22 protein-coding genes and 2 pseudogenes are annotated in these 22,455 nt (G+C 34.2%); 18 read left to right on the forward strand and 6 right to left on the reverse strand.

Annotation, left to right across the window (positions count from 1 at the left end; all coding sequences use genetic code 11):
- Window positions 1-140: 140 nt before the first annotated feature.
- Window positions 141-941 carry a tyrosine-protein phosphatase gene (locus tag FC72_RS04425; RefSeq protein ID WP_057765174.1) on the reverse strand — a complete coding sequence of 267 codons (801 nt, stop codon included), beginning with the start codon at window positions 939-941 and terminating at the stop codon, window positions 141-143.
- A gap of 57 nt (window positions 942-998) precedes the next feature.
- Between FC72_RS04425 and FC72_RS04430 the strand changes: the two genes are divergently transcribed.
- The 16 genes and pseudogenes from FC72_RS04430 (at window position 999) to FC72_RS04505 (ending at window position 16,640) form a co-directional block, all read left to right on the forward strand.
- On the forward strand, window positions 999-2,120 hold the full coding sequence (locus FC72_RS04430; protein WP_057765176.1) for a glycerate kinase: 1,122 nt from the start codon (window positions 999-1,001) through the stop codon (window positions 2,118-2,120).
- Window positions 2,121-2,200: 80 nt separating this feature from the next.
- On the forward strand, window positions 2,201-2,674 hold the full coding sequence (locus FC72_RS04435; RefSeq protein ID WP_057765178.1) for a universal stress protein: 474 nt from the start codon (window positions 2,201-2,203) through the stop codon (window positions 2,672-2,674).
- Window positions 2,675-2,742: 68 nt separating this feature from the next.
- The gene (locus tag FC72_RS04440; RefSeq protein WP_057765180.1) at window positions 2,743-3,288 is read left to right on the forward strand and encodes a DNA-3-methyladenine glycosylase I; all 546 of its coding nucleotides are present in this window, start codon (window positions 2,743-2,745) and stop codon (window positions 3,286-3,288) included.
- A 46-nt stretch (window positions 3,289-3,334) separates the two neighbouring features.
- Window positions 3,335-3,823 (forward strand): hypothetical protein, encoded by a 489-nt coding sequence (locus FC72_RS04445; protein ID WP_057765182.1) that lies wholly within the window; start codon window positions 3,335-3,337, stop codon window positions 3,821-3,823.
- Between the two features lie 3 nt (window positions 3,824-3,826).
- Window positions 3,827-4,651, forward strand: coding sequence for an ATP-binding cassette domain-containing protein (locus FC72_RS04450; RefSeq protein WP_057765184.1), 825 nt, complete (start codon window positions 3,827-3,829; stop codon window positions 4,649-4,651).
- Window positions 4,641-5,291 carry a hypothetical protein gene (locus FC72_RS04455; protein WP_057765186.1) on the forward strand — a complete coding sequence of 217 codons (651 nt, stop codon included), beginning with the start codon at window positions 4,641-4,643 and terminating at the stop codon, window positions 5,289-5,291. The genes FC72_RS04450 and FC72_RS04455 overlap by 11 nt, the downstream gene beginning before the upstream one ends.
- A 65-nt stretch (window positions 5,292-5,356) precedes the next feature.
- Window positions 5,357-5,881: a GNAT family N-acetyltransferase gene (locus FC72_RS04460; RefSeq protein WP_057765188.1), complete on the forward strand. Its 525-nt coding sequence runs from the start codon at window positions 5,357-5,359 to the stop codon at window positions 5,879-5,881.
- Between the two features lie 98 nt (window positions 5,882-5,979).
- Window positions 5,980-7,149, forward strand: a complete 1,170-nt coding sequence (locus FC72_RS04465; RefSeq protein ID WP_057765190.1) for a metallophosphoesterase family protein — start codon at window positions 5,980-5,982, stop codon at window positions 7,147-7,149.
- Window positions 7,150-7,159: 10 nt separating this feature from the next.
- Window positions 7,160-9,058: an asparagine synthase (glutamine-hydrolyzing) gene (asnB, locus tag FC72_RS04470; protein WP_057765192.1), complete on the forward strand. Its 1,899-nt coding sequence runs from the start codon at window positions 7,160-7,162 to the stop codon at window positions 9,056-9,058.
- A 223-nt stretch (window positions 9,059-9,281) separates the two neighbouring features.
- Complete coding sequence (locus FC72_RS04475) at window positions 9,282-10,505, forward strand: carboxylate--amine ligase (RefSeq protein ID WP_201781795.1); 1,224 nt, start codon at window positions 9,282-9,284, stop codon at window positions 10,503-10,505.
- A 13-nt stretch (window positions 10,506-10,518) separates the two neighbouring features.
- The gene (locus tag FC72_RS04480; RefSeq protein WP_057765196.1) at window positions 10,519-10,983 is read left to right on the forward strand and encodes a universal stress protein; all 465 of its coding nucleotides are present in this window, start codon (window positions 10,519-10,521) and stop codon (window positions 10,981-10,983) included.
- A gap of 579 nt (window positions 10,984-11,562) precedes the next feature.
- Window positions 11,563-13,506, forward strand: coding sequence for a M13 family metallopeptidase (locus tag FC72_RS04485; RefSeq protein ID WP_083480747.1), 1,944 nt, complete (start codon window positions 11,563-11,565; stop codon window positions 13,504-13,506).
- Between the two features lie 58 nt (window positions 13,507-13,564).
- A pseudogene (locus FC72_RS04490) lies at window positions 13,565-14,566 on the forward strand (MFS transporter); the annotation flags it as partial.
- A 108-nt stretch (window positions 14,567-14,674) separates the two neighbouring features.
- Complete coding sequence (locus FC72_RS04495) at window positions 14,675-15,109, forward strand: MerR family transcriptional regulator (RefSeq protein ID WP_057765200.1); 435 nt, start codon at window positions 14,675-14,677, stop codon at window positions 15,107-15,109.
- A 358-nt stretch (window positions 15,110-15,467) separates the two neighbouring features.
- Window positions 15,468-15,881: a cupin domain-containing protein gene (locus tag FC72_RS04500; RefSeq protein WP_057765202.1), complete on the forward strand. Its 414-nt coding sequence runs from the start codon at window positions 15,468-15,470 to the stop codon at window positions 15,879-15,881.
- Window positions 15,882-15,896: 15 nt separating this feature from the next.
- A complete protein-coding gene (locus FC72_RS04505; RefSeq protein WP_057765204.1) occupies window positions 15,897-16,640 on the forward strand; it encodes an SDR family oxidoreductase in 744 nt (247 codons plus the stop codon).
- Between the two features lie 173 nt (window positions 16,641-16,813).
- Here the strand turns inward: FC72_RS04505 and FC72_RS11145 are convergent, their stop codons facing one another.
- From FC72_RS11145 to FC72_RS11010, 4 genes and pseudogenes are all read right to left on the reverse strand, one after another.
- Window positions 16,814-16,924, reverse strand: a complete 111-nt coding sequence (locus FC72_RS11145; RefSeq protein WP_157051107.1) for a type I toxin-antitoxin system Fst family toxin — start codon at window positions 16,922-16,924, stop codon at window positions 16,814-16,816.
- Between the two features lie 132 nt (window positions 16,925-17,056).
- Entirely contained in the window at window positions 17,057-17,794 is a 738-nt protein-coding gene (locus tag FC72_RS04510) for a CPBP family intramembrane glutamic endopeptidase (RefSeq protein WP_057765206.1), read from the reverse strand.
- A gap of 98 nt (window positions 17,795-17,892) precedes the next feature.
- Window positions 17,893-18,291, reverse strand: a pseudogene (locus FC72_RS11005) (DMT family transporter); the annotation flags it as partial.
- Between the two features lie 18 nt (window positions 18,292-18,309).
- Window positions 18,310-18,810 carry a DMT family transporter gene (locus tag FC72_RS11010; protein WP_235805147.1) on the reverse strand — a complete coding sequence of 167 codons (501 nt, stop codon included), beginning with the start codon at window positions 18,808-18,810 and terminating at the stop codon, window positions 18,310-18,312.
- A gap of 97 nt (window positions 18,811-18,907) precedes the next feature.
- Here FC72_RS11010 and FC72_RS04520 point away from each other — a divergent pair, with 97 nt between their 5' ends.
- Complete coding sequence (locus tag FC72_RS04520; protein ID WP_057765208.1) at window positions 18,908-19,804, forward strand: ABC transporter ATP-binding protein; 897 nt, start codon at window positions 18,908-18,910, stop codon at window positions 19,802-19,804.
- The gene (locus FC72_RS04525; protein ID WP_057765210.1) at window positions 19,797-21,020 is read left to right on the forward strand and encodes an ABC transporter permease; all 1,224 of its coding nucleotides are present in this window, start codon (window positions 19,797-19,799) and stop codon (window positions 21,018-21,020) included. The genes FC72_RS04520 and FC72_RS04525 overlap by 8 nt, the downstream gene beginning before the upstream one ends.
- Window positions 21,021-21,594: 574 nt before the next feature.
- Here the strand turns inward: FC72_RS04525 and FC72_RS04530 are convergent.
- Window positions 21,595-22,314, reverse strand: coding sequence for an MIP/aquaporin family protein (locus tag FC72_RS04530; RefSeq protein ID WP_057765212.1), 720 nt, complete (start codon window positions 22,312-22,314; stop codon window positions 21,595-21,597).
- Window positions 22,315-22,455 lie beyond the last annotated feature (141 nt).

Below are 22,455 nucleotides of genomic sequence, written 5' to 3' on the forward strand. Positions count from 1 at the left end.
GAGAATTAATACTTTTTACATGAAGAATATCAGGGAGAATCATAAGTTAAGGTGCTCTTCGCTTTCCTTTAGCTTACAAGTATATAATAATCAGTAAATGTGAAGAAAGTATGATGCAAGTTAGAAGTAATTATCAATATTTACTGTAAATAGATTTTTTTAAGGTCAGAAACTTGATTATCACTTACATGTAGTTCATTTCTGATATAATTATTGAGACTTCCTGAAGTTTCTTTTATGGCTTTCTGAGCTGCTAATAGGTAGTTTTCATCAACTGTCATTAAAGCACGTATTGAATCTACTAATGAAGCATCACGTTTTTTGACTTCTTTTAGAAGTTCTGAGACATATCCCTTGCTTGCTTTATTAGTTAGTAGATAATCTTGTTTTATAGTAGATAAAGGTATACCAAGAATGTATAAGAAGAAAACAGCTCCCATACCAGTACGATCTTTACCAGCACTACAATGGAACAATAAGACATCATCATCGTTAGAATTACCTAATAATTCGTCGAAAAAGTTTCGGTAAGCCTTTTTGGATTGATCTTCAGTAATGATTTCTTTATAAACATCAAGCATATGTTCATAACCGTTTGATGGGTCGAAATCGATTTCTGGAATAACTGAATCTTTAATTTGCGAAGCTTCAGTTAAATCCTCACGGAAGACAGGTAGGGAAACGTATTTTGTGCCATTTGGAATTCTGTCTGGACTCTTATCGATCTCTGATTGTGAACGAAAATCAACGTCTGTTTTAAGACCGTAGTCGCTTAAAAAGTTTAAATCATTGTCAGTTAATTTATCTAAACCGGCTGAACGGATGATTTTGTGGTATTTAACTTGTTTGCCAGTCGTTGTTTTGTAACCACCTAGTTCACGGAAGTTTACACCTGCTTCAAGGTCTAAGATACGATGTGTTTGTTGTGTAGCGTTATCCATATATGAACCCCTCTATCTTTTAATCTAATTTCAATTATAACAAAAGGAAGATTTGTCATGAAATTTATCATTGCTCCTGGAAAATATCGCCATGCTAGCTCTAGAAAAATTGGTCAAGCTATTTATAGCGGTATTTCACGTGCATTGCCCAATGCTGAGATTGTAACAATGCCAGTCACGGATAGCGAATATGGTATGCCAGCGTTAGTAAAACATACTATTGGAGGCAAGTGGGCCGAGTTACAATTTTTTGACGCCTTTTGGCAAAGTAAAACAGGACGCTATTTAGTAACGAGCATTGATAGTCAGGATACCGCAATTATAGATTCAGAACAAATAGTAGGCTTGGATTTAGCGGCCAATAAAAAGAGAAAAGATCTATTTCACGCTACTAGTCATGGTGTAGGGGAATTCATACTGGACGCAGTGTCAAGTGGACATAAGAACATTGTTATCTGTTTAGGTAAAACAGCTGTGGCTGATGGAGGATTAGGAGCACTTCAAGCTTTAGGCGCAAAGGTTTATGATGAGAATGAAGAATTGATTCCAGAGGGTGAAAATCCGTTGATAAACGCCTATCAAATCAATTTGGAAGGAATTAATAGAGTTTTACCAAGAAGAACTAAGATCACCGTTTTATTGAACTATTCCGCAAATATGGAACCAGAGGAAAATTACGAATGTCTCAACAAAACTCAAGTAAGTTTTTTAGAAGATAACCTCGTTTATATTACTGAAAAGATAAATCAGAAGTATAATTTAGATATACACCCGATGCCAAACTCGGATGCGATCAAAACTTTAGCGGGAGCTTTTGCAATGATCAATGCTCATATTTTCCGCTCTTCGTTTGAATGGGTGGCTAATGTGACAGGAATGGATCAAACTATTCGCTCGACTGACGTTTTGGTCACTGCTACTGAAACTATTTCAGCGGATGCAATGCATGATGAGATCCTTTATCATTTGAGTAAAATCGCTGGAACAGTAAGGATTCCTACATTTGCTTTATGTAATAACTTTGTTGATGACTTTGAGGATTATGAACAACTATTTACAGGTATATTTTCAACTCAAATGGTCAATCAACAGATGGATAGTGAAGACGAAAAAATGATTTTTGGGAATTACGAATCAGCAGCAAACCAGTTAGCTCGTACGTTGACGGCATTTTCTTAGTATTATTTATTGAATAAAACTCATTAATGCATTAATCTTACATTAAAGAGTTTTCATTAAGAGCATTGGAGGATCAGATTATGGAACAAGATTATGAAAAGATTTTAGTACCAGTTGACGGCTCAAAGGAAGCTGAAATGGCCTTTAGAAAGGCTGTCAAGGTTGCACAAATGAATAAAGGGCATCTTGATGTTTTGACGGTTCTCGATACTAAACAATTCATCGGTTTACATGGTGGAATGTTGAATGGGGATGTTATTTATCAACTATCTGAAGATGCTCAAAAATATTTAAATGAATTAAAAGACGAAGCAGTTGCAAACGGAGCAAACGCTGATGACATTGACATTCACGTTCGTTTTGGTGAACCAAAGACTGTTATCTCTCAAGAATTCGTTGAAGAATATAAGAATGACTTAATTATGATCGGTTCTACTGGTATGAATGCAGTTACTAGATTACTAGTTGGTTCAGTATCTGAATATGTTACAAGAAACGCTAGAACAGATGTTATTATTGTTAGAACAGCTGTTGATAACGGTAAAATGAAATAATAATCCATAAAGTAGGAGAAAAAAGACTGAGATGAGTCATATCCCAGCCTTTTTTTATTGGTGAAGAAATGAGATGTGCGTGGGCAGATAGTTCAAAAGAAATGCAAGTTTATCATGATAGTGAATGGGGCAAAATCGATAAAGATGAACGTTATTTATTTGAAATGTTAAGTTTAGAATTGTCACAGGCCGGTCTTTCTTGGTCAACCATTTTGAAAAGACGCGCGGGTTATAAAGAAGTATTTGATGATTTTGATATAAATAAGGTCGCTGACTATTCAGATGAAAAAGTGGCGCAATTATTGACTGACAAAAAAATCATACGTAATAAATTAAAGGTAAATGCAATCGTTAATAATGCTCGTCAAATAAGAAAAATGCACGACGATGGTAGAACATTTTCTGAATATATTTGGAATTTTGTTGATAATAAGCAGATAATTCATCATATTAAGACTATGGATGAAGTCCCAGCTCAAGATGAGTTATCTCAAAAAATTAGTAAAGATCTGAAAAAAAGAGGATTTAAGTTTATCGGGCCAACGATCGTCTATTCATTTTTACAGGCGATAGGGGTTATTAATGATCATTTAGATAGTTGCGATTTTAAATAATCAGACTTATTAAGTATAATAGGGACGTAATAACGGAGGAAAATTTATGAATTCTGATACTATTAGTGAATTTGCTGACTGGATCTATAAAAATTGTAAGGATGTTGAAAATAAATCAACTAAGTTAGATACAAAAAAGGTTTATGATTTGATCAACAACCTTGAAATATTGAGAAAACCAATTCAAGATTATTTCGATATGACTGAAGAAGAGTATTACCAAAATGAGTCTGACCATCGTTTGACTTTGCAAAATCCAACTGGAACATTAGGGCAATTGCATGATCGTGTACAAGTTAATCACGTTGATGGTTCACTTTCGGGACATGAAATCAACTTTACATATAATCATGAAGACCCTTATGCAGGTGGAGACTATAAGGCTAAGACAGATTTACACTTGATTGAATATGCCTTTACTGTTATTGGAGCAGTTTATGATAATACAATTGTTTCTGATGTAAGAAACGCTCTTTCAAATGATGCTGTCTTATCAATTGGTTTGGCCGCAAAAGCAATCGAGGAATGGCAATAGATTATGGAATTATTGGCAGCAAAAGATCTGTCACTTCAAAATGAAGGTTACTTTGCGTTTAAGCATGTAACCTTTTCTTTGTATCAAAATGAAATTGCCTATATTTTAGGTGATAATGGCAGCGGTAAAACTCAATTCTTAGACACTTTGGCAAGTTTGAAGTCTCCTGATAGCGGTAAGCTGGAAATAGCTCCTAAAGCAAGATTTGGTTATCTACCACAAATAAATCCTGAAGTGATCACTAAAACTGTAAAAAAATATTTGAGTGACGTTCGTTCTTTAAGTGGCAACTTGGCAGTTAGAGATTCGCAATTAAAGGAATTGATCACTTATATGGGGATGTCTCCATATTTAGACAGACCGGTTAGACAGTTGTCTTTAGGTTTGAAGCAACGCGTTGGCTTTTTGGCTGCAGTAGTCGGACATCCCAATATTTTACTTTTAGATGAACCATTCTCCTTTCAAAACAGTGAAATGATAACTAACATGCTCGATATTATAAAAGATCTTCGTGATAACCATTCAGGCATAGTTATTGCCAGTACGGTTCAAGATGATAGTGTGGTTAATTATTTTGATACCAATTATTTGATGAAAGATAATAGTTTGATCAAAGTAACAGATCAAAATCAGGCGGTCCATTATATGCTTATTTTTACTGTTAAATCTAATACTATGGCGTTACCAAGCGACATTAGTCATTATTTATCCACTAATGTTGATAATTTGATCGAGTTAAAAGTTCCAATGAAGATAAAAGATTCCATCATCAAAGAGATGCTGGAATTAAACTATAACTTTGAGGGGGCAAGAGTCCTTGAAAATTAAGTTTTTAATGGATAACTTTTTTAAATTAGTATTTAGAGATTATCTATATTTATCGATGTTATTTATGATGGTGATTTTTAAGTTTACAATTGCTCCAATTTTGGGATTATCTGGATCACAAAATGTCGAATTGTTGATTGTTTTAACTTTTTTTATGGGATTAATCAACGGTTTGAATTTCTTTAAAAATAATCAGTTGTATAATCGGTATGTAAAACAAAAAGTTGGTAATTATTGGCTGTATATATCAGTTCAAACAGTTATATTATTGCTGACGAATATTTTGACAGCAGTTTTGACATTCATCAATACTGCTGATTTGTTATTGATTATATTATTTACAACATCAGGCTTTGTTGGCACAACAATGGCTATGCTTTTAAAACCACGTTTTGAAAAACATCCCATTGTAGGACAGATTAGTATGTTTATTTTGATATATTTATCTTTAGCTGACAGCTCTAGTGGCGTTCTTTATTATATAAACTGGATTTTGCCACCTATTTCTAAAATGATAGTAACCTTGCAAGATGGTCATTCAATACAAGCATTACTACCGGTTGCTGGACAGCAATTTGTCTACGGAATTATTTTATTTGCTATTAGTGGTGTCTTTTATCAAAAAAAATTTGAAAAATGAGATAAAAGTATTGCTATTTACCATCAACTTCTGCTTTAATTGCCTGATGAACAAGGAGGCCTATAATGAGCAATATTTATTTACGTCGTGCGAGACAAGACGATTTGCCAAAAGTTATAGAAATTATTGAGGGTGCTAAGAAAACCTTACGCGACCGTGGTGTCGATCAGTGGCAACGTGGTTATCCCAATGATGCCATCTTAAAACAGGACCTTGAAGAAGGTATTAATTATGTTTTATTGTTGGATGGTGAAGTTGTGGGAACTGCTGCTCTCCAACAAGGCTATGATAAAAACTATCAAGAAATAACTAACGGTAAATGGGATGGCGATTCAGATGTAACTTATTCGATCATCCACAGAATTGCAGTAGAGCCAGGTCATCAGGGCCAACACTTATCTGCTGCATTGATCCAACAACTTATGACAATGTCTTATAGCTTGGGATATGAGGACGTTAGAATCGACACCCATCCAGATAATCTAGTTATGCAACACGTTATCAAAGCAAATGGATTTGTTGAAAAAGGTATTATTACTATGGACGAAGATAAAGGTGACAGAAAAGCCTATCAAATCTTACTAAAATAACAGTTAAATTGTATTGAATAAGCCATCGAGATAGATGGTTTTTTTGGTTATTTTCACTTAAACAATGTTAGTATTGGAAGTATTGGGAGAACAGAAAATTGAATATTAAAAATTTTGCTAAAAAGGTTTTGAATCCAAAACCATCTGAATTTATCTCAACACAAACTGATAATTTTCTAAGAAGGTTGAAACCAAGACCTTTTGCGGTTGATTATATAAATAACGTTTATAAAAATAATGTGAAACCTCATATAACTGACAATACAATGACTCTTTCTGTCTTGACAGATACTCATGCTAAAGCCATTGCTAGTGCCTCTTATTATGGGATCAATGGTGTTCGTCACATAATTGAAAGCAATGTTGTTAGTGATGAAGCTGGAATTGATTTAAATGTTCATTTAGGTGACTTAATTGATGGCAGTGATAAGCCGGAAATAAGCCGTGGTTTGTTGCGCTTTGCTGTGGAGAATTATAAAGACAGCAAGTCACCATTTTTCATTGTGGAAGGCAATCACGATGAAAATGACAAGTATGATGAACATCGTTTTATCAGTTCAGCTTCTTTTAGACGTGATGACTATGATAGTTTAGTGACTAAATATGATTTTGAACAATCAAAGATATTTAGATTGAATCCCGTTTCCCAAGTGGGCTGGTTTGATAAAGGTGACATTCGAGTTATCTTTATAAATACTAGTGATATTCCTTACATCTTAAACAATGGTTCTAAGAAATATGACTTTAAAAAAGTCCGTGGTGTAAGAGAACAACAATTAGAAGATTTAATCGCTGTTTTGGAAAATACCGTTGATAAACATGTGGTTGTCATGGGTCATGCTAATATTGTTAGTCCTAGTGGCAGAAGTTCTTTGAATTTCAATGGTGATTTGATTCAGCAACTTTTTGTAGCTTTCAATAATAAAGATCGTGGCCAATTGAAGAATCAGCTCACAGGTGATTTTGGCGTTAACTTAAGATACGATTTTTCATCAACAGGAATATCTAAAGTAACGACTTATATTTGTGGTCACATGCATTACGAAAAATATTATAAAGTTACAGGAATTAATCATATAATATTGAACTGCTCTGCTTTGATGGGGAAGAAACATGGTTTAACAACAGATTATAATAAAAAATGGGATCGAAGATATAATGAAATATCAGAATTATCAGGGTATTTCATTAATATTGATCCAGATAAATTGCAACTACAAATATTTGGTTATGGAGCAGCAACTAGATATGTAAGTTTTGAGATATAGGAGAAATAATATGTGTGGAATTGTCGGATTTGTAGATAAGGAAATAGCCGAGAAAAAGCCGGTGATCGAGTCTATGATGGATGCAATCAAGCATCGTGGTCCTAACAGTTCAGGAGAACTGGTAAACGGCAACGTTGCACTAGGCTTTCGTCGTCTTAGTATTATTGATATTAAGAGTGGTATGCAACCTATTTATAATGAAGATAATAGTAAAGCTATCGTTTTCAATGGAGAAATTTATAACTACCGTTCAATTAGAGAAGAATTGAAAAAAGATGGCCATATTTTTAAAACAAATACAGACACAGAAGTATTGCTCCATGGATTTGAAGAGTGGGGAATCGTTGAGTTACTAAAGAAGATTCGCGGTATGTTTGCCTTTGTTATTTATGATTTAGAAACAGGAGACATAACAGGCGCCAGAGATTTCTTTGGTATAAAACCCATTTATTATTACAATCGACAAGGAACGTTTATTTTTGGCTCCGAAATAAAATCCTTTTTGAAACATCCTAATTTTAAAAAAGAGCTGAATAAGTCAGCTTTAAAGCCATATTTGACTTTCCAATATTCAGCTCTAAATGAGACCTTTTTCAAGAATGTTTTTCGTATTCCTGAAGGCCATTACTTTACTTATAAGTCAGGAAAATTAAGTATTAAAAAGTATTGGGATATTCATTTTAAAGAAAATCAATTGAGCTTTGAAGAAACGGTCAATAAGATCAATGAGTCTATTAATGAATCAGTAAAAGCACATTCCATTAGTGATGTTCCAGTCGGTTCACTATTATCGAGTGGTATAGATTCAAGTTATATAACAGCTATCTTGAAGCCTGAACATACATATTCTATTGATTTTGATACTGATACTTATGAAGAGGGCAGTGCCGCAAAAGACTTAGCCGATAACCTCGGTTTAAAGAATACTCGTGGGATCGTTACTAAAGATGAAGCTATTAAAGCCATGCCACTGATTCAATATTATATGGATGAACCAGATGCTAATCCATCTTGTGTGCCACTATATTTCTTAACTAAACTTGCTAGTAAAGATGTAACAGTTATTCTTTCGGGTGAAGGTGCAGATGAATTGTTCGCCGGTTATGCAAACTATGGTGATCACTCTAAGTCAAAAATTATTCGAGCCTTTGCTGAAGAGTTGAAGAAGTTACCAAAATCAACAAAGTATAAATTAGCTCATGGCCTAAATAAAGTACCTAATTTTCCAGGCCGCTTACACTTATACGAATCAACTGCTAAAGCCGAAGAATTTTTCATCGGTGAAGCCAAAGTTTTCAGTGAAGATGAAGCTTCTGAAATAATTCAATCTGATTTTGAGAAAGCTCGTACTGTAAAAGATATTGTTATGAGAAGTTATCGTAAAGTAGCTGATTATGATGATGAAGTTAAAAAGATGCAGTATTTAGACATACATCAATTTATGTCAAATGATATCTTGTTGAAGGCAGATAAAATGAGTATGGCTAATTCAATGGAATTAAGAGTTCCATTCTTGGATAAAAAAGTTGCAGAAGTAGCATCAGGAATTCCTACTAAATATCTTTTAAACCGTAAAGATAGTAAATATGCACTAAGAGTCGCTGCCCAAAAAGTTTTGCCTGATCAATGGGCTAAACGCAAAAAGTTGGGATTCCCAGTTCCTATCAGAGACTGGATTCATTCTGAAGATGTTTATAAAGAATTTAGAGATCTATTCAGTGAAAGCTTCGTTACAGAATTCTTTGATCAAGATAAAATCTTAGAAATGCTTGATGGATTTTATAATGGTAAAAATGATGACCGTCGTAAAATTTGGACGGTTTACACATTCTTGATTTGGTACAAGGTATTCTTTATTAATAATGGAACTAAGCCTGATGTTGATCCTCAAGTTAAATTAGTAAATTAAAATGAAAGCGCCCTTATTAATAGGGGCGCTTTTAGTGTTCATAATAAAAATATTTAGAAAATGATAATTAATTACCGTTTTATCGAAGTGTTGTATTGATATGTTATAATTTTGTTTGAAATGTGTGTAAAATTTATAAATATGAATTAATAAAAGTAAGAGGTTGATCCTTATCGAAACTAAATCAGGAAAGAAATTCACTCCTATATTATTAGGTAGTGACATGAATGTTTATGGTATGGCGCGTGCCTTTCATGACGTTTATGGTGGTGGTGCAGTTCAAGCATATGCCAGTGCACAATTAGCTCCTACTCGTTATACTAAAATTGTTAATGTAAATATTCATCCAGGATTTTCTGAAGATCCCGTATTTATTGAAAGAATGCGTGAAATTGCTAAAATTTATGAAAATCATGATGAGCCAGTTATATTGATCTCGTGCGGGGATGGATACGCTGAACTTATCAGTAAACATAAGGAAGAGTTATCTAAAACTTTTGTATGCCCATATGTCGATTATGACAAATTAAAGGCACTGAATAATAAAGAGAATTTCTATAAGATTGCCGATGAACATAAGCTACCACATCCAAAAACTAAGATCATTACTAAGAAGATGTATCAAGATAAGGATATGAAGGTGCCATTTGATTACCCAGTAGCTTTAAAGCCAGCCAATAGTGTGGAGTGGTTGGATATTCATTTTGAGGGACGTAAAAAAGCATTTACTATTCATTCAGATGAAGAATTTAATGAAGTTGTTGCTAAAATATACGATAATGGATATACATCCGATTTGATTTTGCAGGACTTTATTCCTGGGGATGACTCCAACATGCGTGTGCTAAATGCCTATGTTGATCACAACCATCATGTTAAAATGATGTGCTTGGGTCATCCGCTTTTGGAAGATCCAACACCTCAATCAATCGGAAATTATGTAGCAATCGTTCCAGATTTTAATCAAGATGTTTATGACCAAGTTCAAAAGTTCCTTGAAGATATTGAATATACAGGTTTTGCTAACTTTGATATGAAATATGATTCAAGAGATCAAACATTTAAGTTCTTTGAGATCAATTTGAGACAAGGTCGTAGTAGTTACTTTGTTACATTGAATGGATATAATTTAGCTCAATACTTAGTTGAAGATTATGTTGAAGGTAGTTTAGAAAATGCTCCAACTGTATATGCCAATAAAAATAAGGCACAACATAAACTTTGGTTAGGTGTACCAATCAAGGTTTTCAGAAAATACGCTGCTGATAATGATGCCAAGCGTTATGCTGAAGAATTGATAAAACAAGAACGCACAGGAACAACGGTCTTTTATGACAAAGATAAGTCATTCAAGCGTTGGTTGTTACTAACATATATGTTCCATAATTATGTGAAACGTTTTGATGAATATTTTGAAGCAAATAAAGGCCGAGATTTCGAAAAATAGGAGGCTCATTTAAATGGATGACGTACGTGATTACAAAGTAAAGAAAATTGAATATGAAAAGATTTTGATTTGTGTAGATTCTGATGATTTTTCATCATCTAAGAATGCTTTTAATTATGCTTGTTCATTAGCCAAACATTATAATGCTGAACTAGGAATCGTATCAGTATTGGAAATTGGAGATTTAAATATTTTCCAATCACTAGATCCTAGTATCTTATCTGAACGTCGTAATCAGATTAAAGAATTGCTCGAAACTTACGGTAAAAAAGCTGAAACATTTGGTGTAAAGAATGTTCACTTAATGGTAACAGAGGGAAGCCCCGGTCAATCTATCGTTGAAAAGGTTATTCCAAAGTTCACTCCTGATTTGGTAATCGTTGGAGTTGAAGAGAAGAACCGTTATCGTAATACTATCGGCTCACAAGCAGCTAAAATAGTTAATAATGCTCGTGTTTCAGTTAGTGTTATAAGATAGAGCGTAAAAGTCACCGCTTAGTATTTATTTTGTATTTTATATGCCGCTTCCGGTTTCAAGTAATTCCATCTGTTGTGTGGACCGTTTTCAGCCAAGGTCTGAAAACTCGCTTTGAAACTTTGCAAAGACCGCAAATTTTCAAAGACGTCCGTGGAGTAAGAACGGAAAACCGCCGTTCAAATCCACACTCACAATTGGTTACATTACTTGAAACCTCCAGCTGTGTTTGAATTAATAAATTTGATATATATTTAATCCTCTATACATTTATTTGTATGGGGGATTTTTCATATTTAGTATTTTACTGATTTAACATTTATCTAAATATGTATAAGGCCGGAGGATAGAAAGGTGTCCGCCAGCTGTTACGGTGGTGTTGGAGCGGTCTTTGCGACTTACACCACGGACGTATTTTGAGATTTGCGTAAGCAAAGCTCAAAATCGAGGTTCAAGACCTTGGCTTGAACCGGTCCAACAGCAGGCAGATACCTTTCTATCCGTAGGCCCCCCGGCCCATAATTTTTCTAATGAAAAACAAATAGTGATATAGTAGTTATAAAATCGCATGGTGGTGTATATATGTTTACTAGTAAGATTATCGGTGGTTCTGGCGATATGGTTGATGCTAAACCGACCGATTATAAAGAAAATTTGTACTTGGCTGTTAATGGTGCTTGGCAAGAGAAAGCCAAAATACCATCAGATAAGCCAAGAACAGGTGGATTCATGGATCTCGATGAGGGTGTTGAGAAGTCTTTAATGAAGGACTTTCATGAATTCGCTAATGATGAGGATAAAATTAATGATGATTTGTTATTGCAAGCGGTCAAGTTATACCGTTTAGCTAATAACGTTGAACATTTGAATAAGTTCCATCATCAACCAATTTTGAAGGATATTCAAAGAATTACTGACTTAAATAATGTTAGTGAATTGAGTGAAAAGCTATCTGAATTTTCAAGGGATGGTTTTCCATTACCAATTGATGTCGATGTAGATGCTGACATGAAGGATACTTCAAAGAACGTTGTTTATATTGGCGGGGCTGGATTGATCCTTCCAGATAAAACTTATTATGATGAAAAGAACGAATCTGGTAAGCAATTGTTAGCAAAATTTGCAGAAGTTTCTACTCGTTTACTTTCAATGGTTGGTTATGATTTAAAGGAAGCTAAGGAAATTGTTGAAAAGGCCTTAGCATTTGATAAGTCACTAGTGCCAATCGTTAAAAGTTCAGAGGAATGGGCTGATTATACAAAGATCTATAACCCAATGGACTTTACAGAGTATGTTAAAAAATCTGATAACCTTGATTTGAAGCAACAAGTTGAAGATTTGATCAATGCTACTCCAGAAAAAGTTATTATTACTGAGCCACGTTATTTGGACAACTTAAATAAGTTAGTTAATGATGATACATTTGAGAATCTTAAAGCTTGGATGTTAGTTGATTACTTAACAGGTAACGCTTCTAATTTGGATGAAGAATTCCGTCAAACTATTGGTGAGTATAATCTTGCCTTAAGTGGTGCTAAAGAATTACAAAATAGAACTAAGTACGCTTATCATAAAGCCGCAGGTATTTTTAGCCAGGTAGTTGGTGTTTATTATGGTAATAAATACTTTGGCGAAGCCGCTAAAAAAGATGTTGCTAATATGATCAAAAAGATGATTGCTATTTATGAGCAACGTATTAGTGATAATGATTGGTTAAGTGAAGCAACAAAACAAAAGGCAATCGTTAAGTTGGATAAAATCGAAGTTAAAGTCGGTTATCCTAACAAGGTTGACGACGTTTATAAGAAAATTAGTATAAATGAAAATGAATCATTGTATGAAAATGTTATTGCAATCAGAAAGATTTTTAGACAAAATTCATTGGATCAATATAGCAAACCAGTTGATCGTAAGAAGTGGTTGATGCCAGGACATATGGTAAATGCTTGTTATGATCCGTCAAGAAATGACATCACATTCCCAGCTGCAATCCTGCAAGCACCATTTTATAGCTTGGACCAATTGAGTAGTGAAAATTATGGTGGTATCGGGGCAGTTATTGCACATGAAATTTCTCATGCCTTTGATAATAATGGTGCTCAATTTGACGAATACGGCAATATGAATAATTGGTGGACTGATGAAGATTACAAGAAGTTCCAAGGATTGACTCAAAAAGTAATCGATCAGTTTGATGGCATTCCATATGCCGGAAGTAAAGTTAATGGTAAATTAGTTGTTAGTGAAAATGTTGCAGATGATGGTGGACTACGTTGTGCACTGGAAGCAGCTAAATCAGAAGATGACTATAATGCTGAAAAGTTCTTTATTAACTGGGCAAGAGTCTGGAGACTAAAGGCAACAAAACAATTTAATGAATTATTACTTTCAACTGATGTCCATGCACCAGGTCCATTACGTGCTAATGTTCAAGCACAGAATATGGACGAGTTCTATGATGCATTTAATATCACACCAAATGATGGAATGTGGCTAGACCCAGATAAGAGAGTAAATATTTGGTAAAATATTTTTTAAAAGTGTTCACTGCGAAAGCGGTGGGCACTTTTTTGTTGGGTTTCCGCTTGCGGCAGTAATTGCCATTATTTTAGCGGTTGTCGGAATTGTTAATAAAGATTTTCCGTTGTGGTTAATATTTGTTTCTTTACTTATGCGTTCTATCGCACAAACTTTTCAAATGCCAACCATTCAGTCTATCGTGCCAACAATGGTTCCGGCTAATCAAGTAACAAAAATGAATGGTCAATTAGGAATGATCCAATCGGCCAATATGATTATTGCACCGGCTTTAGGAGCATTTTTATTCTCAATCGTTCCAATAACAATGTTGATACTATTAGATGTTGTTGGAGCTGTTATTGGGGTAACAATTATTCTTTTTGTCAAAATTCCTGAACATCCTGTCTTTGATGAAAAAATCCAGATTTTGTCTGATGTTAAATTTGGTTTAGGTCAATTAAAGGGTAATAAAGGTCTTTGGTATATAACTCTAATGGGTATGGTATTTACTTTGTTATTCATGCCAGCAGCAAGTTTGTATCCATTAATGACGATGTCATATTTTAAAGGTACTGTAGCTCAAGCAGGAATTATTGAAGTCGTTTATTCCGTTGGTATGTTTGCTGGTGGAGCTGTGATCGGATTTTTAGGAAATTGGTCTGATAGAATGAAGCCAATTTTAATGTCGATGCTTGTTATGGGAATCGCTTTTGGAGCTAGTGGATTTCTACCTGGAAATCAAAGGGGATTCATCTGGTTTGTCGTTTTAAATACGATTGCTGGAATTGCTACGCCATTTTTTAATACATTATTAATGGCAATGATTCAGCAAAGTTACCCACCCGAAAATTTGGGTCGAGTTTTAGGCATCTTGAATTCTTTAATGAGTATCGCTGGACCAGTAGGATTGATATTTGCCGGTCCCATAGCAGATAAAATCGGAGTAAATAGTTTATTCATTATCGGTGGAGTTGGAACGTTATTGTGTGGCTTATTCGTATTCTTAGTTCCTGCAACACGTAATGTAGATAAATTATTACAAGAAAGATTAAGAGAAGAAGATTAAAGGTAAAGGTTGCGACGTTCAGTCCAGCCTTTTTTTGTTAAATAAAATAAGTTGAGTTATAATCAGCATTAAACTTAAAGTCAACTTTAATTAATTGAGGCGATAAAAATGGATGAAAAAATAGAAAAGAAGTATCGAATTGGAGACTTTGCAGAAGTAACAGGATTAAGTAGTCCCACTTTGAGATATTATGAAAAAGAAGGTTTGATAAATCCACATAGAACTGAAAATGGATTGCGTTATTATACGGAACAAGATGTCGATTGGATAAAATTCTTGCTTCATTTGAAGAGCACAGGTATGACCATCGAGCAATTGAAACAATATGTAAAATGGCGTGCTGAAGGTGATTCTACAATTGATAAAAGAGTTGAGCTGTTGGAAGAAGTTAGAAGTAACTTTGAAAAAGAATTTGAGAATTTACAAAATAGTTGGACAATTTTAAATGATAAGTTGGATTGGTACAAAGGTAAAGTAAATGGACATATTGAGGATAGTGAGAGTTTTGCGGCTTATCTTAAGAGATTGAATCATCATGAATAAGAGCGCAACAATGCATGGTCAGCTTTCGAGCATTAAAGTAAAGCACCACCATAAATCCGCAAGGATTACTGGTGGTGCTTTATTTTAAGCGGAAAAAGCTATGCATTGTTGCGCGTTTAAGCAGCAAGTTTGAGAGAAATAAAAGGAGTAATCCAATTTTGAACTGATGAGGCTGTTTATTTTAATCAGAAAAAGCTATGCATTGTTGCGCGTTTAAGCAGCAAGTTTAAGGAAGATAAAAGGATTACTTTTTATCCTTGTCATAAAATAATTTCAAATAAACCCTTGCCTTAAAGTTAACTTTAAGGTGTTTAATGAATTTCGTAATCAAGTAGACGAAAAAGGAAGTATATAAATAATGGCAAAATTTGAAGAATTAAAAAATGAAGGTGTATTTCCAGTTGGTGATAAAAATGAAGCCTATGCAAAATATTTTATTGGACAAAGCTATTTAAAGAACTTGGTATCATCAGATGACAATATCGATGTAAATGTTGGTAATGTTACTTTTGAACCTGGTTGTCGTAATGATTGGCATATTCATCATGATGGATTTCAAATTCTTTTGGTAACTGGTGGTGAAGGTTGGTATCAAGAAGACGGCAAGCCAGCTCAATTATTGAAGCAAGGTGATGTAGTCGCAATTCATGATGGTGTTAAACATTGGCATGGTGCTACTAAAGATAGTTGGTTCAGCCATGTCGCTATCACCAAGGGAACTTCAGAATGGTTAGAAAAGGTTACAGACGAAGAATATAACAAATTAGGTTAATAAGGAGATTTTTAAATGACAGTAAAAAATAAAGTAGTAGTAATTACAGGTGCATCATCAGGTATCGGTGAAGCTACAGCTAAACTTTTAGCAAGTAATGGTGCCAAGGTTGTTTTAGGCGCTAGACGTGAAGAAAAGCTAAATAAAATCGTAAAAGATATTGAGGCAAATGGTGGAGAAGCGGCTTATCAAGTAACAGATGTGCGTGATCCAGAAGAAGTTAAGTCATTAGTACAATTGGCTAAAGATAAGTTTGGCACATTAGATGTTATCTTTAATAATGCTGGAATTATGCCAACATCACCAATCAGCGCTTTGCATACTGATGAATGGAATGACATGATCGATATTAATTTAAAGGGTGTTTTGAATGGTGTTGCTGCTGTTATGCCAGAATTTGTAGCCCAAAAACATGGCCATATCATTACAACCTCATCCGTTGCAGGAATTAAGAGCTTCCCAGGAGCTGGAGTTTATGGTGCAACTAAGTTTGCTGTAAGAAACTTGATGGAAGTTATTAGAACTGAAAGTGCGCAAGAAGGAACAAACATTAGAACTTCAACACTTTATCCAGCAGCTATCAACACAGAATTGTTGAATACAATTACTGATAAAGATGCTAAAAAGGGAATGGATGCATTGTATGATCAGGTCGGAATAGCTCCAATTTCAATTGCTAGAGTTGTAAACTTTGCAATCGACCAACCTGAAGAAGTTAATGTTAATGAATTTACCATCTATCCTACAAAACAAGCTTAATTAGAAAAGTGATATTTTATTATACGATTAAAAAATACTGATTTCTTTGTGTTGGTGCTATAATAAATCTGCAATCAAAGGAAAGTTATCATGGTACACCAAAGGCCTCAGCGGGTGCTACCGCTGAGGCCTTTTTTTAGTTAATATTAAAAGTGGTGGGTTAGTATGTCATCTTATTTTTTCTTTGTTCGGTTATCTAACCAATAACTGAATAAAGCAATCAAACACCCAATAATGAGCTGATTAAGGAAAGTCATCATGATTTTTATCCTCCAATCTATCATAGAGGAAATAAGTGACTATTTAATCTTATCAACGCATTATGCAAATTAGTATGTCGAAATAATTATATTCAAATATCATAAAAGGGATCTTCAGATAATACATTAATGTATATCTGGAGATCCCTTTTTATTTTAACCATTAGTTAATTTTGGGTTATTTTTTATAAATCCGTAGTTCAAGATGATAACAACCATGATAAAAAGTAATATAAAACTTACAGAAGTAAAATTAAAAACGATATTTGTTTTAAACGAAAGCCCATTTAGTCCGGAAATAAAATCGGATAGTACATGGGCAATCATAGCAAAAGCAATGTTTTTGGTTGAAATATAAGAAATCGCAAAGATAGTTCCTAATCCTATGGCATAACCAACTTGAATTATAGTTTGAAATAGATCTTGTCGCAGACTAATTATGTTTAACAAATGAGCTATTCCAAAAATGATTGAACTAAGATAGATCTTTAAATATAGATTAGAACTGAAATAACCAATTATATAAATTCCTAAAACCCGAAAAATAGTTTCTTCAAATATTCCTGAACTTATCGGTAGTAACAATAAGCTATTAAGATGGTTGAGTGTGGGTATTTGAATTTGAAAATTTAATAAGAGTGTCAAAAGAACCGTCATTAAAATGGTATATAATCCATATTTGAAATTACCATTTTTGAAAATAGTAACTTTTTTTGTATACGTTAAGTAGAACAGTATCCCAATTGAAACAATGATTTTACTTGGAATGTAGAAATTATTTATTTTTAATATTACTTGAAAAATGAATCCTGAAATAAGAGATAATCCAACGTAAATAAGCATTAAGCAAATCAGTGTTACAACTATAGAATCCTTCTTTTCAGGTTTTAACATAATAAAATTCCCCCGATATTAATGGGTAGAGTATATTCTGAAATTATTAAAAGATGGAGTTCCATTGCCACAATGTCAAATACAATTTAATTGGGATATCAAGAATGAACCTGATTATGTCTTCTAACAAACAGCTGTTTAGGCAAGGCTTGTAAAAAGGTAATCCCTAAAATCAATATTGCACCACTAATTTCAGCTGGACCAATATGAGTATTTAAAATCGTTACAGAAATAATCGTTGCTGTAAGTGGCTCGAATGCACTTAACATTCCAGTTGTTGAAGCGGTTAAGTAATTTAAACTTTGTAAGTAGAATAAATAAGAAAACATTGTTCCACCAGTAATGATAAAGATAATTGCAATCCAAGAAGTCATATTTAGACTGGGTACTTGGCTTAGGTGAGCCACTGGTGCAAAGACGATTCCACCGAGTAACATTGACCAACCGGTAACTATTCTGGCATCGAATTTTTTTAACAGTTCTCTGGGCAAAAGTGTATAGGAAGCTTGGCTAAGTCAAGACCCGACTCCCCACAAAACTGCTAAAGGTGATAGAGCTAATTGATTCATATGACCGTGTGTTACTAATAGATATGTTCCTAGTAGAGCTAGAATTATTGAGACAACGTCTATACGCCTTGGCATGTGCATTTGGCGAAGTGACAAGTATAAGATGATGAACAAAGGACCTAAGAATTGTAGAACGGTAGCTGTTGGAGCGTTTCCATATTTTATTGCCATGAAGTAAGTATATTGTGCCGGCAACATTCCTAAGAGGCCAAAACACAGTAATTGAAAAATATATCGTGGCCTTTTTAATATCTCAAATATCTCTGATTTTAAGGTGAACCAGCACCAAACTATTAATAAGAATCCTGCCACTAAAAGTCGTAATCCGACTAGCCAGTGTGTAGGAATTTTTTGCGAGTTAAATAAGAATTGCGCCACGCTACCAGATATCCCCCACAGGAATGGACCAGCGATGGCATAAAAGAACCCCTTTTGTTTATTAGACATTTTATATCCCCCGAATAATAAAATAAATGTTACCACAAAATTAGGTGAAAAAAAGGATATACGGTACACTTAAAAAAAGATTACAGGGAGGATCGAAATGCTCAACGTAAAGCATGTCAGTAAAGAGTTTAAAACGGTTAAAGCATTGAATGATATAAATTTTACTGTTGAAAATGGTCAGATACTCGGTTTGATTGGACAAAATGGGGCGGGGAAGTCGACCACTTTTCATAGTATTTTAAATTTTTTGCAATATGATGGGGAAATAACCTGGGAAAATGCACCTATAACAGATACAGTTTTTGATCAAATAGGATATTTACCAGAAGAAAGAAGTTTGATGACTAAATTAACAATTGAACAACAAATTGTTTATTTGGCCAGATTGAAGAATCGTTCCGCAAAAGAAATAAAACCCAAAATTGATGCATGGCTAAAGAAGTTTGCTGTGAAGGGTACTAAAAAAGATAAAATAAAATCTTTGTCTAAAGGTAATCAGCAAAAAGTTCAATTGATTTGTACTATGATCCACGAACCGAAGTTGATTATTTTGGATGAACCATTTAGTGGCCTTGATCCAGTCAACGCTGACTTATTGAAACAAGCTATTTTTGAAGCTAAAGATAAAGGCGCAGCGATTATTTTTTCCAGTCATGATATGGAAAATGTTGAAGAACTTTGTGACAAATTAGTTATGCTAAAAAATGGTGAGATAGTATTAGACGGAACTGTCAGTGAGGTTAGAAATTCTTTTGGGAAAACACATTTATTCGTTACTACAGATTGGTCAAAAGAACAATTAGAAGAGCTGCCTCAAGTTGTTTCTGTAACTAAACGAGATACAAATCAATATTTATTACAGTTAGCTGATGAGAATGCGGGTAAAGAGATTTTTGAACGATTAACAGGTGGTAAATATATCGAAGAATTCAGTCAACAACCGCCATCATTAAATGAAATATTTAGAATGAAGGCAGGTGTGATCAATGAATAAACTTTGGATAGTAACCTTTGAAACCTTTTTGAGACAAATAAAATCTTGGAGTTTTGTGGCCTTGATTTTAGGACCATTCGTTATTTTTGGAATTAGTATGGGTGTTGGATATATTAGTGCTAATAGTGCCGAAAGTGGTTCAGATATAGCGGTTATCAGTAAGGAAACTGTTATGCGAGAACAATTTATCAAAAACAATAAAGATAGTGTTGATAAGAAAATCACAACAGTATCTGACGCCAAAAAAGCTATGCATAAGAATGATTTAGCAGGATATTTGATTTTAAACACAAATGAAAATCAGGTTAAGGCAACTTATTATGGGACTAGTTCAATAGATGATTCTTTAAAGGGCAAAGTATTAGCTTTTACTACGCAAATTCAGCAACAATTAAATTATGCCAAATCGGGGATGACCCTCGAACAAGTACAACAATTACAGCAACAACCAGTCTTCAAACAAAATATTGCCAAGAAAACAGGTACCGCTAAAACGGCCAAGTTAATTTCTTTTTGGGTAACAGTTATGATGGTTTATACGATTCTAGTAACCTACACAGGAATAACTGCACAAGAGATTGCTTCTGAAAAAGGGACTAAGATTATGGAGATAATATTCTCTAGTACGACAGCTAGTAAATATTTTATCGGTAAAATACTAGGAGTATTGTTAGTAATTTTGTCACAGATCTTAATTTACCTAGTCGGTGGCTGGGGCGGATATATGATTGCTCAAAAAGCTTCGATCACAAAAGATGTAATCGCACAATATCACACATTGATCAATTCAGTTCTACATAATCTTTTAAGTATAAATTTAGTATTCTTATTACTAGGAGTGGTTATTTACACGATTATGGCCGCATTTAGTGGCGCATTGGTAACTAAAGCAGAGGATGCTTCTAAAGCCTCACAACCGGTTATAATGCTTAGTATGCTGGCTTTATTCATGACATTTCCATTCCAAAATAATATGGATTCTGTAGTAGTTAAGATATTATCCTATGTACCATTCTTCTCATCATACTTTATGCCGATGAGAGTTATTAACTCCGAAGCTGGGCCAGTTGAGATATCAATATCTCTTGTAATACTAGTCTTAAGTATTGTTTTATTAACTTTCTATATTAGTAAAATTTATCAAGGATTGATGTTGCAGACAGATGATTCCAGTTTTTGGAAGAGATTCAAACGTGGATTGTCCTATAATAAATAGTTTGCAAGTGTGAATTATTTTAAGTATTATTACAAATGAAAAGTGGCTACCGGCGTGCAGTCCGATAACCACAATCGCACGTTTGTGCTGCATATTTAAGAAAAATATTTCAGATACTGTAGCTTTTTTAGTATCCATTTTGCTTTAGCATAGTTTAAATATGCTAAAGATAGGATCCAAATTGTTGCGGCTATATTGACCGTAATATCCCTCTATCGATTCTTTTTTCCATAACTCCCACCCCCGCAAATAAGAATGAATGAGGGGTGGGGTGTCATAAAAATCTTGCTGGGTCGTAAATTGAGTTTTGCAAGAACTGTTTACGACTTGATTATTATTTTACAGGTGTTTTATTGATTGGGTAGGTTCTTAGACGTTATGACAATGGATAGAAAAATCCCGTACTTCGTGTTTTTTTGCGAAGTACGGGATTTTTTATTATGTATTGAAATGAGCTGCGGGAGGACAAAACTCTGCGCTTACTACGACTAGCAATCGTACCAACTATGTTGGCACAATCACTAGTCTAGGTAATGCTCAGAAGCTAACCGTCTTTCTCCGCTCTCTTATGCTCTTAAAAGAACCAACTACATACTTTAACTGCCAAGACAGCGCCAAGTATCGGAGCTACAACTGGGACCCAGCTGTATTTCCATTGTGATGATCCTTTATGTTTCAATGGTAATAATGCATGTAAGATACGTGGTCCAAGGTCACGGGCGGGGTTCAGGGCTGGTCCTGTTGGTCCACCGAATGAAACAACTAAACACATAACCAAGAATCCTAATCCGATAAAGTCGGCACGAGGGTCTATTTTGTCGGATGTTAACATAACAGCACCGAAAACTAATAGGAATGTTCCAATAAATTCGTTGATAAATCCATTAAGACGACTGTCGACTGCATCAATTGTTGAGAATGTTCCCAAAACTGATTCTAAATTGTCGGTTTTGTCGTAGTAAGGTTTGTAGGCGGCTACGATCATTGCTTGACCGAAAATAGCACCTAAAAATTGAGCGATAATATAGGGACCAACTTCGGCCCATGGAAATTCGTTGTTGAAAGCTAATGCTAAAGTCATAGCGGGATTAATTTGTCCGCCAGAGATTGGTCCAAACATCATGGCAGGAATCATAACACCAATACCATAACCAAAACCAATAAGGATCCAGCCACCGTGGAAACCTTTTGTTCCCTTTAATTCAACGTTGGCGACTGAACCATTACCTAAAGCAACCATGATTGCAGTACCGATAAATTCTGCAATTAGGCGTGTTAATAATGAATAGTGCATACTATATATACCCCAGTAATATTATTTCTCAAAACAACTTTAATTATTCATTAGTTAAAAAAATATATCAGAAATGGGATTAGATAAAATAAATTCGTTAAAACATCTTGTCTTTAGTGATATAACATTACTTATACAATA

Origin of the sequence: Companilactobacillus tucceti DSM 20183 (assembly GCF_001434665.1) — a bacterium.
Lineage (GTDB): Bacteria > Bacillota > Bacilli > Lactobacillales > Lactobacillaceae > Companilactobacillus > Companilactobacillus tucceti.